Source organism: Bradyrhizobium stylosanthis, assembly GCF_001641335.1.
Lineage (GTDB): Bacteria > Pseudomonadota > Alphaproteobacteria > Rhizobiales > Xanthobacteraceae > Bradyrhizobium > Bradyrhizobium stylosanthis.
Map to the genome: position 1 here is coordinate 73,677 of NZ_LVEM01000001.1, position 17,131 is coordinate 90,807.

General features: G+C 65.8%; 13 protein-coding genes and 1 riboswitch. Of the genes, 5 read left to right on the plus strand and 8 right to left on the minus strand.

Features of this window, described 5'->3' with window-relative positions:
• The 3 genes from gcvP to gcvT form a co-directional block, all read right to left on the minus strand.
• Complete coding sequence (gcvP, locus tag A7X65_RS00405; protein WP_063684716.1) at positions 1 to 2,865, minus strand: aminomethyl-transferring glycine dehydrogenase; 2,865 nt, start codon at positions 2,863 to 2,865, stop codon at positions 1 to 3.
• A gap of 177 nt (positions 2,866 to 3,042) precedes the next feature.
• The gene (gcvH, locus tag A7X65_RS00410) at positions 3,043 to 3,411 is read right to left on the minus strand and encodes a glycine cleavage system protein GcvH (protein ID WP_063682411.1); all 369 of its coding nucleotides are present in this window, start codon (positions 3,409 to 3,411) and stop codon (positions 3,043 to 3,045) included.
• 9 nt (positions 3,412 to 3,420) lie between these two features.
• On the minus strand, positions 3,421 to 4,569 hold the full coding sequence (gene gcvT, locus A7X65_RS00415; RefSeq protein WP_063682412.1) for a glycine cleavage system aminomethyltransferase GcvT: 1,149 nt from the start codon (positions 4,567 to 4,569) through the stop codon (positions 3,421 to 3,423).
• Between the two features lie 146 nt (positions 4,570 to 4,715).
• A riboswitch (glycine riboswitch) is annotated at positions 4,716 to 4,806 on the minus strand.
• A 222-nt stretch (positions 4,807 to 5,028) separates the two neighbouring features.
• On the opposite strand from gcvT, the gene alaS reads away from it, so the two are divergent.
• Positions 5,029 to 7,710: an alanine--tRNA ligase gene (alaS, locus tag A7X65_RS00420; RefSeq protein WP_063684717.1), complete on the plus strand. Its 2,682-nt coding sequence runs from the start codon at positions 5,029 to 5,031 to the stop codon at positions 7,708 to 7,710.
• Between the two features lie 6 nt (positions 7,711 to 7,716).
• A complete protein-coding gene (locus A7X65_RS00425; RefSeq protein ID WP_063682413.1) occupies positions 7,717 to 8,943 on the plus strand; it encodes a cyclic nucleotide-gated ion channel in 1,227 nt (408 codons plus the stop codon).
• Positions 8,944 to 8,978: 35 nt separating this feature from the next.
• On the opposite strand, the gene A7X65_RS00430 is transcribed toward A7X65_RS00425, so the two are convergent.
• From A7X65_RS00430 to A7X65_RS00440, 3 genes are all read right to left on the minus strand, one after another.
• The gene (locus tag A7X65_RS00430; protein WP_063682414.1) at positions 8,979 to 9,350 is read right to left on the minus strand and encodes a hypothetical protein; all 372 of its coding nucleotides are present in this window, start codon (positions 9,348 to 9,350) and stop codon (positions 8,979 to 8,981) included.
• Between the two features lie 128 nt (positions 9,351 to 9,478).
• A complete protein-coding gene (locus A7X65_RS00435) occupies positions 9,479 to 9,979 on the minus strand; it encodes a DUF3455 domain-containing protein (protein WP_063682415.1) in 501 nt (166 codons plus the stop codon).
• 103 nt (positions 9,980 to 10,082) lie between these two features.
• On the minus strand, positions 10,083 to 11,297 hold the full coding sequence (locus A7X65_RS00440) for an NADP-dependent isocitrate dehydrogenase (protein WP_063682416.1): 1,215 nt from the start codon (positions 11,295 to 11,297) through the stop codon (positions 10,083 to 10,085).
• A 336-nt stretch (positions 11,298 to 11,633) separates the two neighbouring features.
• Here A7X65_RS00440 and A7X65_RS00445 point away from each other — a divergent pair, with 336 nt between their 5' ends.
• Positions 11,634 to 12,833, plus strand: coding sequence for a TrmJ/YjtD family RNA methyltransferase (locus A7X65_RS00445; protein WP_063682417.1), 1,200 nt, complete (start codon positions 11,634 to 11,636; stop codon positions 12,831 to 12,833).
• Between the two features lie 174 nt (positions 12,834 to 13,007).
• Here the strand turns inward: A7X65_RS00445 and A7X65_RS00450 are convergent, their stop codons facing one another.
• Entirely contained in the window at positions 13,008 to 13,391 is a 384-nt protein-coding gene (locus A7X65_RS00450) for a nuclear transport factor 2 family protein (protein ID WP_063684718.1), read from the minus strand.
• Between the two features lie 121 nt (positions 13,392 to 13,512).
• Complete coding sequence (locus tag A7X65_RS00455; protein WP_063682418.1) at positions 13,513 to 14,265, minus strand: SDR family NAD(P)-dependent oxidoreductase; 753 nt, start codon at positions 14,263 to 14,265, stop codon at positions 13,513 to 13,515.
• A gap of 115 nt (positions 14,266 to 14,380) precedes the next feature.
• Between A7X65_RS00455 and A7X65_RS00460 the strand changes: the two genes are divergently transcribed.
• Both A7X65_RS00460 and A7X65_RS00465 read left to right on the plus strand, forming a co-directional pair.
• Positions 14,381 to 15,274, plus strand: a complete 894-nt coding sequence (locus A7X65_RS00460; protein WP_063682419.1) for a LysR family transcriptional regulator — start codon at positions 14,381 to 14,383, stop codon at positions 15,272 to 15,274.
• A gap of 94 nt (positions 15,275 to 15,368) precedes the next feature.
• Positions 15,369 to 17,045, plus strand: coding sequence for a tetratricopeptide repeat protein (locus A7X65_RS00465; protein WP_063682420.1), 1,677 nt, complete (start codon positions 15,369 to 15,371; stop codon positions 17,043 to 17,045).
• The last annotated feature ends 86 nt before the right edge of the window (positions 17,046 to 17,131 follow it).

Consider the following 17,131-nt stretch of genomic DNA (forward strand, 5'->3'; position numbering starts at 1 on the left):
TTATTCCGCGGCTTCCGCGTAATCGCTCACCGGCGGGCAGGAGCATACGAGGTTGCGGTCGCCGTAGACGTTGTCGACGCGCCCCACCGGGCTCCAGTACTTGTCGGTGCGCGAGACGCCGTCGGGGAAGCAGCCTTCGGCACGGGTGTAGGCGCGATTCCAGGCGTCGTCCGCGATGTCGTGCACGGTGTGCGGGGCATTCCGCAGGGGCGAGGCTTCGATCTTGAAGCGGCCGGCCTCGACCTCGGCGATCTCCTTGCGGATCGCGATCATGGCGTCGCAGAACCGGTCGAGCTCGGCCTTCGATTCCGACTCGGTCGGCTCGATCATCAGCGTGCCCGGCACCGGGAAGCTCATGGTCGGCGCGTGGAAGCCGTAGTCGATCAGACGCTTGGCGATGTCGTCCACGGTGACGCCGCTCGTCGCCTTCAGCGCACGGGGATCGACGATGCACTCATGCGCGACGCGGCCCTTCGCGTTCTTGTAGAGCACCGGGAAGTGCGGATCGAGACGCGCGGCGATGTAGTTGGCGTTGAGGATCGCGATCTCGGTGGCGCGCTTCAATCCTTCGCCGCCCATCATCAGGATGTAGATGTAGGAGATGGTCAGGATCGACGCCGAGCCGTACGGCGCGGCCGAGACCGGACCGACCGGGGCTTCGGCCTGCGTCGCGGGATGGCCGGGCAGGAACGGCGCAAGATGCGCCTTGACGCCGATCGGGCCCATGCCGGGGCCGCCGCCGCCATGCGGGATGCAGAAGGTCTTGTGCAGGTTGAGATGGCTGACGTCGGCGCCGTAATCGCCGGGCCGCGACAGGCCGACCTGCGCATTGAGGTTGGCGCCGTCGAGATACACCTGGCCGCCATGGCCATGCACGATGTCGCAGATCTCGCGAATGTGCTCCTCGAACACGCCGTGGGTCGAGGGATAGGTGATCATGACCGCGGCGAGATCGTTCGAATGCTTCTCGGCCTTGGCGCGGAGGTCATTGACGTCGACGTCGCCGTTCTTCTCGCAGGCGACCACCACCACGTCCATGCCGACCATCGCGGCCGAGGCCGGATTGGTGCCATGGGCGGAGGAGGGGATCAGGCAGATCTTGCGATGGCTCTCGCCACGCGCGGCGTGATAGCCGCGGATCGCGAGCAAGCCGGCATATTCGCCTTGCGCGCCCGAATTCGGCTGCAGCGAGATCGCGTCATAGCCGGTGATGTCGCACAGCCATTTTTCGAGCCGTGCGAACAGCGCGTGATAACCGGTGGCCTGCTCGCGCGGCACGAACGGGTGCAGCGAGCCGAATTCCGGCCAGGTCAGCGGCATCATCTCGGTGGTCGCGTTCAGCTTCATGGTGCAGGATCCCAGCGGGATCATGGCGCGGTCGAGCGCGAGATCGCGATCGCTGAGCTTGCGCATGTAGCGCAGCATCTCGGTCTCCGAGCGATGCGCGTGGAACACCGGGTGCGTCAGGAACGGCGTGCCGCGCTTCAGTGCCTCCGGCAGCGCCTCGCGCGTGGTGGCGTCGATCTCGGCGTAGGACAGCGTGCCGCCGAAGGCGCGCCAGACGGCCTCGACCGTCGCAGGCGTGGTGGTCTCGTCGAGCGCGATGCGCAGATGGGTGTCACCGATACCGAGATTGATCTTCTCGGCGGCCGCGCGCGCGACGATCTCGGCGCGCTTGGCGCCGGCATCGACGCTGAGCGTGTCGAAGAAGGCATCGCTGTCAGGCGCAAAGCCGAGCTTGCGCAGGCCGCTCGCGAGCACGGCGGTGCGGCGATGAACATTGCGCGCGATCTGCGTGAGGCCCTCGGGGCCGTGATAGACCGCGTACATCGAGGCGATCACGGCGAGCAGCACCTGCGCGGTGCAGATGTTGGAGGTCGCCTTCTCGCGGCGGATGTGCTGCTCGCGGGTCTGCAGCGCGAGGCGGTAGGCCGGCGCGCCGCGCGAATCCACGGAGAGGCCGACGAGGCGGCCGGGCAGCGAGCGCTTCAGCGCATCGCGCACCGCCATATAGGCCGCGTGCGGTCCGCCATAGCCCATCGGCACGCCAAAGCGCTGCGCCGAACCGATCGCGATGTCGGCGCCGAGCTCGCCGGGCGAGGCGAGCAGCGTCAGTGCCAGCAGGTCCGCGGCAACGATCGCGAGCGCGCCCTTGGCCTTCAGCGCCGCAATCGCGGGCCTGAGGTCGCGCACCGCGCCGGACGAGCCCGGATATTGCAGCAGCGCGCCGAGCACGTCGCTCTTGTCGAGATCGGTGAGGGGATCGCCGACGACGAGGGTCCAGCCGAGCGGCTCGGCGCGGGTGCGCATCACAGCCAGCGTCTGCGGATGCACGTCCTTGTCGACGAAGAAGGCTTGCGCCTTGACCTGCGAGTGCCGCTCGGCGAGCGCCATGGCTTCGGCGGCGGCGGTCGCTTCATCGAGCAGCGAGGCGTTGGCAACGTCCAGCCCGGTGAGGTCGCAGATCATGGTCTGGAAGTTGAGCAGCGCCTCCAGCCGGCCCTGGCTGATCTCGGGCTGGTAGGGCGTGTACGCCGTGTACCAGGCCGGATTTTCGAGAATGTTGCGTTGGATCACCGCCGGCAGGATCGTGCCGGAATAGCCTTGGCCGATCAGCGAGGTGAAGACCTGGTTCTGCCGCGCCAGCTCGCTCATGTGCGCGATCGCTTCGGTCTCGCTTAGGGGTTTGCCGAGATCGAGCGGAGCGGCCTGCCGGATCGAGGCCGGCAGCGTCTCCGACATCAGCGCGTCGACGCTCTTGGCGCTGACGGTCTCCAGCATCGCGGTGACGTCGCGCGCGGACGGGCCGATGTGGCGGCGGGCGAAGGCGGCGGTGTCGCCGTTGGATTTGCGGTGCGCGGTCATCATGGGTCCTCGCTTCAGGTCATCTGTCATCGCCGTCATGCCCGGGCATAGCCGTCCGAAGGACGGCGTCGCTTCGCGCGCCTATGTCCCGGGCATCCACGTTCTTCGTGCCGTGAGAAGGTCGTGGATGGCCGGGACAAGCCCGGCCATGACGATGTGGAAAGATAGTGCTTCATCTCACGCTGTATGCGCCTTGTACGCAGCCTCATCCATGAGGCCGCCGAGCTCGTTATTGTCGGCAATCCTGATCTTGAAGAACCACGCCTTGCCCTGCGCGTCCGAGTTCACCAGCGCCGGCTCGCCGGCGAGCTCGGCATTGGTTTCGAGCACTTCGCCGGAGATGGGGGCGTAGACGTCGGAGGCGGCCTTGACCGATTCCACGACGGCGGCGGCTTCGGCCTTCTTCAGGGTGCGGCCGACCTTGGGCAGTTCGACGAACACGACGTCGCCGAGCTGCGACTGTGCGTAGTCGGTGATGCCGACGGTGGCGACGTCCCCGTCGATGGCGAGCCATTCGTGGTCGGAGGTGTACAGCGTCGTGGTCATTTCAAATCCTCAGCGTTTGTAGGTGTTCTTCACGAAGGGCATGGCGGCGACGGCGAGCGGCAGACGTTGCCCGCGCACCTCGGCAAAGAGCTTTGTGCCGAGCGCGCTCGATGCGGTGGGCACGTAGCCCATTGCGACCGGCGCGCTCAGGCTCGGGCCGAAGCCGCCCGACGTGACCTGTCCGATGGGATCACCGCCCGCTTCGCCGGCAAACAGCAGCGCGCCCTCGCGCACCGGCGCGCGGCCCTGGGCGAGCAGGCCGACACGGCGGCGGGATGCGCCATTGTCGAAATGCGCGAGAATCTTCTCGGCGCCGGGGAAGCCGCCGGCGCGCGCGCCACCGGTGCGGCGGCTCTTCTGCACCGACCATTCCAGCGCGGCTTCGACCGGCGTGGTCGCGGTGTCGATGTCGTGGCCATAGAGGCAGAGCCCGGCTTCGAGCCGCAGGCTGTCGCGGGCGCCGAGGCCGATCGGCATCACGTCGGGGTTTTCCAGCAGCGTCTTGGCGAGACGCTCGGCATCGACGGCGGGGACCGAAATCTCAAAACCGTCCTCGCCGGTGTAGCCTGAGCGCGAGACGAAGCACTTGATGCCGCCGACCTCGTGCGGGCCGGCATCCATGAACTTCATGGCCGGCGCCGCTGCATATAATTTCGCCAGCGCGGCTTCCGCCTTCGGGCCCTGCAGCGCGACCAGCGCGCGGTCGGAAAGCGAATCGATGACGCAGACGTCGGCGAGATTCGCGCGCAGATGCGCTTCGTCGGCGTCCTTGCAGGCGGCATTGACCACCAGGAACAGGTGATCGCCGAAATTGGCGACCATCAAATCGTCGAGAATGCCGCCGTCCGGATTGGTGAACTGGGCGTAGCGCTGCCGGCCGGGCGCGATCGCCACGATGTCCTGCGGCACCAGCCGTTCCAGCGCACGGGCGGCGTCCTCGACCTTGCCCGATTTCGGCCGAAGCGCGATCTGGCCCATATGGGAGACGTCGAACAGGCCGGCTTGGGTGCGGGTATGAAGGTGCTCCTTCAGCACGCCCGCGGGGTACTGCACGGGCATGTCATAGCCCGCGAACGGCACCATCTTGCCGCCGAGCGACACATGAAGATCGTAAAGGGGGGTACGTTTCAGGGAGTTCTTGTCGTCCGACGCAAGCATCACAGGGGCCCTCGGCGGTTCCCCGGGGACGATTCCCCGGAAGCAACCAGTCGAAGCCCCATCTGTCGCTGTGCCTGAGAGTATTATCCCGTCGGCGGACGCTATCCGGGTCCTAGACCCGCCAGCGCCTCTTTCCAGATGTCGTCAAAGCCACGCGGTCCTTTTGCCTGAGAGTTTCCGGGGCGGTTGCTCCTTCGGCGCCGGCTACCAGTTGCCGGTCTCTCCCGACGTGGCCGTACGATACAGATGGGTACAGACCACAGGCCGGCCAAGCCTGTCAACGCGGCCTTTCGGTCTTTCAACGGGATTGCGCGCCTGCGGCAACCCTCTGATCTCCTTGCACAGTTTCTGGACAGCGAAGCTGGCCTTGTCTAAAAGCGCTTTGGCCCGCAGATAACAGCCAAACGCAGCGGTTTGGACGGCAAATTGGCGGGCCCAAGCACACCCGATTGGATGAACATGAGCGGCGTCAACGAGATCAGGTCGACCTTTCTGAACTTCTTTGCCGAGAACGGCCACGAGATCGTGCCGTCCTCGCCATTGGTGCCGCGCAACGACCCGACGTTGATGTTCACCAATGCCGGCATGGTGCAGTTCAAGAACGTCTTCACCGGCGTCGAGAAGCGGCCGTACCAGCGCGCCACCACGTCGCAGAAATGCGTGCGCGCCGGCGGCAAGCACAACGACCTCGACAATGTCGGCTACACCGCGCGCCATCTCACCTTCTTCGAGATGCTCGGCAACTTCTCGTTCGGCGATTACTTCAAGGAGCGCGCGATCGAGCTCGCCTGGAAGCTCATCACCAAGGAATACGGACTGAAGAAGGACAAGCTGCTCGTCACGGTCTACCACACCGACGACGAGGCGGCCGGGCTGTGGAAGAAGATCGCGGGCTTCTCCGACGATCGCATCATCCGCATTCCGACTTCGGATAATTTCTGGGCGATGGGCGACACCGGCCCGTGCGGCCCGTGCTCGGAGATCTTCATCGATCGCGGCGATCACATCTGGGGCGGGCCTCCCGGCTCGCCGGAAGAGGACGGCGACCGCTTCCTGGAATTCTGGAATCTCGTGTTCATGCAATACGAGCAGGTGACGAAGGAGCAGCGCGTCGACCTGCCGCGTCCCTCGATCGACACCGGCATGGGCCTCGAGCGCATGGCCAGCGTCATGCAGGGCGTCGACAGCGTGTTCGAGACCGACCTGTTCCGCCACCTGATCGACGCGACCTCGTCGGCGCTCGGCACCGGGCCGAACGAGCAGACCGTCGCCTCGTTCCGCGTCATCGCCGACCACTTACGTTCGTCCGCCTTCCTGGTCGCCGACGGCGTGCTGCCCTCGAACGAGGGCCGCGGTTACGTGCTGCGCCGGATCATGCGCCGCGCGATGCGCCATGCGCAGCTCTTGGGCGCCAAGGAGCCGCTGATGCATCGCCTGGTCTGGGCGCTGGTCCGCGAGATGGGCCAGGCCTATCCCGATCTGATGCGCGCGGAGAATTTGATCGAGGAAACGCTGCGGCTGGAAGAGACCCGCTTCCGCAAGACGCTTTCGCGCGGCCTGGCGATCCTCGACGAGAAGTCGGCCGGTCTGAAGAAGGGCGACATGTTCGACGGCGACGTCGCCTTCACGCTGTACGACACCTACGGCTTCCCGCTGGATCTCACGCAGGACGCGCTGAAGTCGCGCGGCATCGGCGTCGACCAGGCCTCGTTCACCGACGCGATGGAGCGGCAGAAGGCCAAGGCGCGCGAGTCCTGGAAGGGCTCCGGCGAAGCGGCCTCCGAAGCGATCTGGTTCCCGCTGCGCGAGAAGCTGGGTGCGACCGAATTTCTGGGCTACGAGACCGAGAGCGCCGAGGGCGTGGTCTCGGCGCTGGTGAAGGACGGCGCGGAGGTCACGAGCCTCAAGGCCGGCGACACCGGGGCGATCGTGCTGAACCAGACGCCGTTCTACGCGGAATCAGGCGGCCAGGTCGGCGACACCGGCGTGCTCACGGGCGAGGGCGGCATCAAGGTCCGCATCACCGACGCGCAGAAGAAGCTCGGCGATTTCTTCGTTCATATCGGCACCGTCGAGAGCGGCGAAGTGAAGGTCGGCACCGCGCTGCAGCTCGAGGTCGATCATGGACGGCGCTCGTCGATCCGCGCGCATCACTCGGCGACGCATCTCATTCACGAGGCGCTGCGCCAGGTGCTCGGCGACCACATCGCCCAGCGCGGTTCGATGGTTGCGCCTGATCGCCTGCGCTTCGACTTCGTGCATCCGAAGCCGATCACGGCCGAAGAGCTCGCCCGCGTCGAGGACATCGCCAACGACGTGGTGCTTGAGAACGACGAGGTCACCACGCGCGTGATGGGCGTCGACGAGGCCCGCGAGGCCGGCGCGCGCGCGCTGTTCGGCGAGAAGTACGGCGACGAGGTGCGCGTCGTCTCGATGGGCAGGACCGCGCGCGAGCGCGGCGCCAATGCGCTCGGCTGGTCGGTCGAGCTCTGCGGCGGCACCCATGTGAAGCGCACCGGCGACATCGGCCTGATCACGCTGACCAGCGAGAGCGCGGTCGCATCGGGCGTGCGCCGCATCGAGGCCCTGACCGGCAACTACGCGCGCAAACATGCCAACGACACCATGGCGCTGGCGAAGACCGCGGCGAACGAGCTGCGCACCTCGCTCGACGACGTTCCGGCGCGCATCGCCGCGCTGATGGAAGAGCGCAAGAAGCTCGAACGCGAACTGTCCGACGCCCGCAAGAAGCTGGCGATGGGCGGCGGTGCGTCCGCCGGCAGCAACGGTGCAGCCGCAGGCGTGCGCGAGGCCGGCGGCGTCAAGCTGATGGCGCGTGCGGTCGAAGGCATCGAGATGAAGGATCTCAAGAGCCTTGCCGACGACGGCAAGAAGCAGATCGGCTCCGGCGTGGTCGCCATCGTCGGCGTCACCGAGGACGGCAAGGCCGGCGTCGTGGTCGGCGTCACCGCGGACCTGACCGCGCGCTTCAACGCCGTGAACCTCGTGCGCGTCGCCTCCGAGGCGCTCGGCGGCAAGGGCGGCGGCGGCCGGCCCGACATGGCGCAGGCCGGCGGCCCCGACGGTGCCAAGGCGACCGAGGCGCTCGCGGCGATCGAAAAAGCGATGGGGGCTGCGTAAGCGCCCATGCGCCTCGTTCCGCGAGGACGTGGCTCATCCGATCCCAATCTAAGGGATCGCCTCTATGAATTGCTGGAGCACGATCCGCTGGCCTATTCGGTCGGATCGCGCTTCATCCAGCTCATCATCGGCGTCATCGTGCTCAACGTCGCCGCGATGATCCTCGCCTCGGTGCCGGAGCTGGACGCGCGCTTCGACATGCTGTTCAGCGCGGTCGCGGTCTTCGCCGTCATCGTGTTTGCGCTGGAATATCTGGCGCGGCTGTGGACGGTGGCGGGGCACACCCAGCGCAACGGCTCCGCGCTCTCCGACCGGCTCTCCTATGCCTTCTCGGCGCTCGGCATCGTCGACCTCATGGCGTTCCTCCCCGCGGCGATCGTGCTGGCGACGGGACGGCACGCGACGCTCGCCGGGCTCGGCGTGCTGCCGTTCTTCAAGCTGATACGCTACTCGCCGGCGATGCGCTCGCTGCTCGCGGCCGTGCATTCCGAGCGGCGGGCGCTGATCGGCTGCGTCGTCATCCTGTTCGGCGTGGTCTTGACATTCGCTTCACTGCTCTACGCCGTCGAGCGCGACGTGCAGCCCAGCAAGCTCGGCACCATTCCCGACGCGATGTGGTGGGCGATCGTGACGCTCGGCACGGTCGGCTATGGCGACGTCGTGCCGGTGACGCCGTTCGGCAAGTTCATCTCGGTGTTTGCGATCGTCTCGGGCTTCGCCATGATCGCGCTGCCGGTCGCGATCATCTCCTCGGCGTTTGCGGAGGAAGTGAAGCGGCGCGACTTCGTGGTGACGTGGGGCATGCTGGCGCGGGTGCCGCTGTTCTCGCACCTGTCGGCGTCGGAAATTGCCGACATCATGCGGCTGCTGCGCGCCCGCACGATCGAGCAGGGCGAGGTTTTGGTGAGGCGAGGAGACGCCGCCTCGTCGATGTACTTCATCACCGCCGGCGAGGTCGAGATCGCATTGCCGAGCCAGCAGGTGCGCCTTGCCGACGGCACCTTCTTCGGCGAGATCGCGCTGCTGCACAAAACCAAACGCAGCGGCACGGTGACGGCGACGCGCAAGACTCGGCTGCTGCTGCTCGACGCCCAGGATTTTCACGCCCTGATCGCGCGCATGCCGACGCTCGCCGCCCACGTCCACGAGACCGCCAAAGCGCGGCTGGGGGAGACCGGCGACCTCGCCGCGGCCGAGCTGGCGCAGGCCGAGCGCGAAGGCACGGACCGCTGAACTGGCGCTCGATTGCGTCGGCGGCCGGCTCGATTTCAAGGCCAGGCAGGCCACCAGCTCGGAACGTAGAAACAGGCGGGGACGATCGCAAATCCGAGGACGCTGATGGCGATCACGCGGGGCAGGGCAAGTCCGCGGGCGGCAAGCAGCAAGGTCAAGCCGCGAATGGCGACGCCGGTCGCAAATCCGACGGTCACGATCGCCGGAAATGCCAGGCCGATCGTGCCACCGGCACCATCATGATGGTCCGGGCGAGACAACACGATCCAATGCTGCATCCACAGTGCCGCCAGCAGACTACCGAAGACGCACGTCACCCCCAACCACCATCGCCAACTCGGCATCAGCACCGGGATGGCATAAGGGACCAGGGCAAGCGCGATCAGGAAGAGGATGAAGTTCGTCACGCAGTCGTTCCTCAAACTGAAGCGCAACTGTTAGTCGGGGGGCCGTGACGGCGCGGTAAATCGGCAGACGCGGATGCGCGGCCGCGTCGCTAGAATCCGTTTACCAAGCAGCCGCTCGGCTGCGCTCATCACTTCTTCAGGAACACATAGTCCGCCGAGTAGGGCGCGCTTCTGAACTCGCCGGCCTTGTCGCAGGCGCCGTCGAGCTTGCCGCCATGGGTATTGATGCGCTGGACGGTGGTGACCGGCGTGAGGGTGCCGCTGCCGCGGCGGGAGGCGACCTCCAGCTTGAGCCAGGGGATATCGGCAGGGCTCGCGCCCGGCGCGTTGCCGATGGCCTTGCCGACGACGGCGCTGCCGTCCGCGAGCTCCCAGCTCGGCCCGGCATAGTGGCGGCCGACCGTCTTGCCCTCGGACAGAAGCGTCGCGATCGGCTCGCGGAAGGCCCAGGCGAGCTTGCCGTCGGCGGCAGCCTTGCACTCATAGACCTGCGCGCCCTCGGCGTGGACGCTGAGCACGACGGTCTCGCCGGGGGCGGCGATGGCCTCGGGCAGCGGATCGGCGGCAATCGCCGGTCCGGCCATGGCGGCGAGCAGCATCAGGCAGGGGACGGCTGGCTTGATCGACATGGTCGCATCTCCGCGCGAGGGATCTCTAATAAAAAGAAACGGGCCGCGCTTTTGGCGCGGCCCGTGATGATGTCTGGCCCAGTCGGGCGAAATTGCGGTCGGCTTACGCCGCCATCGCCTTGGTCAGGTTCTCGGCGACCTTGTCGAGGAAGCCGGTGGTCGAGAGCCAGCGCTGGTCGGCACCGACCAGGAGCGCGAGGTCCTTGGTCATGTAGCCGGCCTCGACGGTGTCGACGCAGACCTTCTCCAGCGTGGTGGCGAACTTGGCGAGCTCGGCATTGTTGTCGAGCTTGGCGCGGTGGGAGAGGCCACGGGTCCAGGCGAAGATCGACGCGATCGAGTTGGTCGAGGTCTCCTTGCCCTTCTGGTGCTCGCGGTAGTGGCGGGTCACCGTGCCGTGGGCGGCTTCGGCCTCGACGGTCTTGCCGTCGGGGGTGAGCAGCACCGAGGTCATGAGGCCGAGCGAGCCGTAGCCCTGCGCGACCGTGTCGGACTGCACGTCGCCGTCGTAGTTCTTACAGGCCCAGACGTAGCCGCCGGACCACTTCAGCGCCGAGGCCACCATGTCGTCGATCAGGCGGTGCTCGTAGGTCAGGCCCCTGGCCTCGAATTCCTTCTTGAACTCGCGGTCGTAGATCTCCTGGAAGATGTCCTTGAAGCGGCCGTCATAGACCTTCAGAATCGTGTTCTTGGTCGAGAGGTAGACCGGGTAGTTGCGCAGCAGGCCGTAGTTCAACGAGGCGCGGGCGAAGTCGATGATGGAGTCGTCGAGATTGTACATCTCCATGGCGACGCCGGCGCCCGGAGCCTTGAACACTTCCTTCTCGATCACGGTGCCGTCCTCGCCGACGAACTTCAGCGAGAGGGTGCCCTTGCCCGGGAACTTGATGTCGGTGGCGCGGTACTGGTCGCCATAGGCGTGGCGGCCGATGATGATCGGCTTGGTCCAGCCGGGGACGAGGCGCGGCACGTTCTTGCAGATGATCGGCTCGCGGAAGATCACTCCGCCGAGGATGTTGCGGATGGTGCCGTTGGGCGACTTCCACATCTGCTTGAGGTTGAACTCCTTCACCCGGGCCTCGTCCGGGGTGATGGTGGCGCACTTGACGCCGACGCCGACCTTCTTGATCGCCTCGGCGGCGTCGATGGTCACCTGATCGTTGGTGTGGTCGCGGTACTCCATGCCCAGGTCGAAATAGAGCAGCTCGACATCCAGGAACGGGTTGATCAGCTTGTCCTTGATGTACTGCCAGATGATCCGGGTCATCTCGTCGCCATCGAGCTCGACGACGGGATTGGATACCTTGATTTTTGCCATGATCGGGGAAGCCCTCTTGGGAACGGCGCTAGCGGCGCGCCAACGTGAATATCCGCCGCCTCTTAGCACCTGACCGCGGCGGGCGAAAGCCAAGTGATTATGCACTTTTAGCTCATCCAGCTTCCCCAGATGGGGAGCCGGGCCCGGCCCCGCCGCAGGGGCGGGGATGAGGTTTCAGGAAAGATTCAAAAGTCGAATCCAACCCGTTATTTCCCTTGAGAATTTCGTCAGGACAGGCAAACGACAGGCGTAACGCCCCGGCCGGCGGCCCGGTTTGAATCAATTCCTAAGAGCGCCTTGCCAAGGCCTTGAGAGACAGTGTGAAAGCGAAGCGAGATGTCGGGGACTGACAGAAGCAAGGCGGGCCTTACCCTCGACGGTCCCATCGTCATCCTGGTCGAGCCGCAGCTGGGCGAGAACATCGGCATGTGCGCGCGCGCCATGGGCAATTTTGCGCTGGGCGCCCTGCGCATCGTCAACCCCCGCGACGGCTGGCCCAACATCGCGGCCCAGCGGGCGGCGGCCGGCGCCGACCACATTCTGGAAAAGGTCGAATTGTTCGACACGGTGGAGCAGGCGGTCGCGGACCTCGACCTCCTGTTCGCCACCACCGCGCGCCCCCACGACCAGGCCAAGCCGGTGGTCGGGCCGGAGGCGGCCGCCAGCGAGATCGCCGGGCATGTTGCCACCGGCGGCAGGTGCGGGATCCTGTTCGGCCGGGAGCGCTGGGGGCTGACCAACGAGGAGGTCGGGCTCTCCAACCGCATCATCACCTTCCCGGTCAATCCCGGCTTTGCCTCGCTCAACCTCGCCCAGGCCGTGCTGCTGGTCGGCTATGAATGGTTCAAGCGGGCCACATCCGGCGAGCTGCCGCATGCCATGCCGGAGCGGTCCGAGCGCGCCTCGCAGCACCAGATGCAGGCCTTCTTCGACAATCTCGTGCGCGAGCTCGACAAGGTCGAGTTCCTGCGGCCGGCAGAGAAGCGCGACACCATGCTGGTGAACCTGCGCAACATCTTCAGCCGGATGGAGCCGACCAAGCAGGACATGCATACCCTCCACGGCGTCGTCATGGCGATCGCCGAGGGACGCAAGGGACCGGCCAAGGGCGGCGTGCTCGACGGCGAGCAGGCGACGCGCCTGCGCGCGCTGCTCGCCGAGCACGGCCAGGGCGGCGGGGTGCCCGACAGCGGCTCGACCGTGCGCGGCCTCGCGCGCCTGCTCCGCCGCAACCCGACCGACGCCGAACGGCTGCTCTGGCAGGCCCTGACCCGCGACCGCCGTTTCGCAGGCGGGTTCAAGCGCCAGACCCCCGTTGGGCGCCACATCCCGGACTTCGTCTCCTTCCCGCACCGGATCGCGATCGAGCTCGTCAACCCGGGCGAGGGCGAAGCCATCGCCGCCGACCGCGCGTCGCGACGTAGCTGGCTCGAGGCGCGGGATTATCGGGTGCTCGACATTCGCGCGGCCGACGTGGAGCGCGATCTCGAGGCGGAGCTGGTGCGGCTGCAGGGGATGGTGGAGCAGGGCGCGTAGGTTTTGCCTCGCGAGAGGTCCTGTAGGGTGGGCAAAGCGAAGCGTGCCCACGTTCTGAGTGCGATCAATGAGAGATCGTGGGCACGGCGCTGCGCGCCTTTGCCCACCCTACGAGACCACGTTTGTGGTTTTTAGGGCGGGCAAAGCTAGCCTACGCATAGACGTCTGCGATGCTCACTTCCCCGGCTGGTCGAGGAAGACGTAGAGCGCAGCGATCCTGCCATCCTCCACGATGATCACGTCCCATCCCGTGTAGTCCGGTGCTTCGCCGCGGGGACCCGATCCCCAGGCCAGCCTTCCGGCATTGTGAAGCGCCTGCGGCTCGCCAGTCGGCGTGTAGACGAAGTGGGGATGCGTGGCCCGCACCTCGCCGGCGAACTTGTCGATCGCGTCGCGGCCGGCAATGATTCCTGGCGGGGCGTACAGGACGGGGTTTCCAGTCCAGAGTTCGTCGATTGCGGCGCGCCGACGCTTGGCGTCGCCCTCGCCGAAGACCTCCTGAAGATTGCGGTGCAGCAGTTCGTGGATGCGATCCGCTGGTGTGTTGGGCTGGGTCATCATTGTCTCCAAATTCCACTCGTCTCGTAGGGGGCAAAGCGAAGCGTGCCCACGTCTTCTCGGCCGATCGATCGAGTGGCGGGCACGGCGCTTTGCGCCTATGCCCACCCTGCGAATTGCGTCAGATCTGCGTCTGACCGCCGTCGACGAAGAGCTCCACGCCGTTGACGAAGCTCGCTTCGTCCGACGCCAGGAACAGCACCGCCTTGGCGATCTCCTCGGGCTGGCCGACGCGGCCGGCCGGGATAAGGCTCGCGAGATAGGTCTTGGTGCCCTCCGCCTGCTCGCCGGCGCCGAACAGATGATTGAGGCCGGGTGTCTCGGTGACGCCGGGGCTGACCGCGTTGACGCGGATGTGCCGATCCTTCAGGTCGAGGATCCACGTCCGCGCGAAATTGCGTACCGCGGCCTTGGTCGCCGAATAGACGCTGAAGGCCGGCGTACCCGAGACGCTCGTGGTCGATGCGTTCAGGACGATGGAGGCGCCTTCGCGAAGCAGCGGCAGCGCCTTCTGGACGGTGAAGAGAACGCCCTTCACGTTGGTATCGAACGTGCGCTGATAATGCTCCTCGGTGATTGCGCCGAGCGGTGCGAACTCGCCGCCGCCGGCATTGGCGAAGATCACGTCGATCTGCTGGTGCTTCTTCTGAACGGCGTCGTAGAGCCGGTCGATGTCGGCAAGGTTGGCCATGTCGCCTTGCACGCCGGTCACGCGGCCGCCGATCGCTTTCACCGCCGCGTCCAGCGCATCCTGGCGGCGGCCGGTGATGAACACCGAGGCGCCTTCAGTTGCAAAAGCCTTTGCGGCAGCAAGGCCAATGCCGCTCGTGCCGCCGGTCACCACCACGACCTTGTTGTTGAACCTGTTCGTCATCGTCCGTCTCCTTTGGAAGTATCTGGCGGAACCGCCGTTGCCCTTCGTAGATGCCTACGGAACGATGATGCGAGTAGTAGCCAGATATGATACTCAGCGTTCTATGTGAGGAACGATGAAAACTGATCTGAATGACTTTGCCTATTTTGCCGAGGTGGTTGGGCATGGCGGGTTCGCTGCCGCCGGGCGGGCCTTGCGCGAGCCCAAGTCCAAGCTCAGCCGGCGGATTGCCGGGCTCGAGGAGCGCCTGGGTCTCCGCCTCATCGAGCGATCAAGCCGGCGGTTTCGGGTCACTGAAGTGGGGCAGGCCTTCTACGAGCGCTGTCGGGCGATCCTGATGGAGGCCGAGCAGGCCGAGGCGCTCGTGACGCAAGCGCAATCCGAGCCTCATGGCCGCATTCGCTTCAGTTGCCCGACCGGCATGGTCGCGGAGATGTCCGGGCTCGTGTCGAGTTTCCTGACCCGCTATCCCAAGGTGCGCCTGCAACTCGTTGCGATCGACCGTCCCGTCGACCTGATCGAAGAACGGATCGACGTGGCCCTGCGGGTTCGATCCGTCCTCGTCGGCGATGCTGCGCTCACCATGCGGTCGCTGGGCACCTCCACGCGCATCCTCGTCGCGAGCCCGCAACTGGCAAACCGGCTGCGAACTCTCGACGATCTTGCCGCGCTTCCGACGCTCGCGACATCCGATGACGAGGCGCTGGTCGAATGGCATCTGGAAACGGACGACGGGCGGGCCCGCATCCACAAGCACGAGCCGCGCATGGGCTGCGGCGACTTCGGCGCGGTGCGCGATGCTGCGATCGCGGGCCTCGGTATCGCGCTTCTGCCCGATCACCTCTGCCGGGACGCACTCGATCAAGGCAGGCTTGTCCATGTGCTGCCGGACTGGCGCGGTCATCGCGGCATGGTGCATCTCGTCTTCACGACACGACGAGGCCTGCCGCGGGCCGTTCGCGCGCTGATCGATCATCTCGCGGCAGGATTCTCCAAGACGTTGGTCTAGGTCGTCTCGCAGGAACGGGCCAGCACCGCAACCAGGGGCTGTGCAGACGCGTTGCCGGTTGCTATGAAGTCCCCGGAATGGAAATGGGGACTGCATGTTTGGAACGACAGGCCGCGCGCTCGTCGGTGCGGCAGCGGGCGTGAGTGCGTTGGTGCTGGCGGCCTTGCTCGACGTATCAGGCGCCCGCGCGGAAATGCCTTTGACCGCCAAGTGCAATGCGGTCGGAAATTTTAGTGTCGATGACCGGATTGCAGGCTGCAGCGCGATGATCGAGGCGGCACCGACTGTCACGCAAGGCGTGGTCATGGCCTACCTCCGCCGCGCCATGTTCTACCACCAGAAAGGCGAGATCGACCTCGAGATCGCGGACTACGACCGGATCATCGAGCGCTATCCGGACCATATGAGCGCCCGCATCGCGAGGGCTTCTGCGTTCCTCCAGAAGCGAGAGCCCGACGCCGCGCTGCCGGATTACGGCAAGGTGATCGAGCTCGATCCGAAGAATACCTATGCCTATATCGGACGCGCTCACGTCTATTCGGCGAAGGGCGACTTCGTCCGCGCCATCGCCGACTATGATCAGGCTCTCCGGATCCATCCGGACAATGTCATCGCGTATGTCGAACGAGGTCTCAGTTACGTCCGCAAGGGGGAGCCGGGTAGGGGCATGGCCGACTGTGATCGGGCGGTCGAGATCAGCCCCCAAACCGGCGGTGGCCAGTTGTGCCGCAGCCGTGTTTACATAGCCCAGGGAAACAGAGAACGTGCGCTTGCCGAGCTCGATCAAACCATGCAGATCAAGCCGAGGAACGAGCAGTTCTACTACTTCCGGGCCGAGTCGTTTTCCCTGCTGAACGAACTCGACCGCGCTATCGCCGACTACGATCGGATCATCGAGCTGAACCCGCAAAGCCGATTTGCCTACGGCTGCCGCGGCTTCACCTATGCTCGAAAGGGCGACTATGATCGCGCCATCGCCGATTACAACCAAGTGATCCAGCTGGCACACCAGGCTCAGGGAAATCCCGGCGATCGGCAGACTCAAGGTCAGAACGCTGAGCCGATTTCGACGTCGGTCGCGGGTGAATCAAATGTACTCGGTTCCGGGGATGGCCCCGTGCTGCGCGCTCGGGGAGCTGCCTACCAGGGGAAAGGGGATATTGACCTCGCCATGGCGGACTATGACGAGGCGATCCGTCTCAATCCCAAGGACAAGGAGGCCTTCGGGCTCCGCGCCAACGCCTACAAGGCCAAAGGAGATTTCGACCGCTCGCTTGCGGACTACGATCAACTCGTGCAGCTCGATCCCAAGGATGCGCGCGCCTATTTTCATCGTGCGAGGCTCAATTGGCAGACCGCTTCCTTCGCCCAATCGTTGACCGATCTGGATCAGGCGATCGAGCTCAATCCGAAAGGTGCCTATTCGGTCTTGTGGCGCGAGATTGTTGCCAGGCGCAGTGAGCAGCCGAGCCGGCTGAGCGAGACGGCAAAGCAGCTCGACGCGACAAAATGGCCCGCGCCGATCGTCAACCTGTTCCTCGGCACGATGACGCCGGAGCAGGTGCTCAGCGCTGCCGAGGATTCCGACCCCGTGAAGAGAAAGGGGCAGGTCTGCGAGGCGAATTTCTATATCGCTGAACGGGCGCTTCAGAGCGGCTCGAAGGAAGACGCGTTGAAGCTGTTCGAGCAGGCTGCGGCCGATTGCCCGAAGACCTTTATCGAGAAGCCGGCCGCCGATTTCGAGCTTGGCGCGCTGCGCGCGAGCCGCTGATCGAACGGGCCGCTTCGTAGCTCTCGTAGGGTGGGTTAGCGACAGCGTAACCCACCGCTTCTCTTGTCGGCTCAACGGTAGCAAAG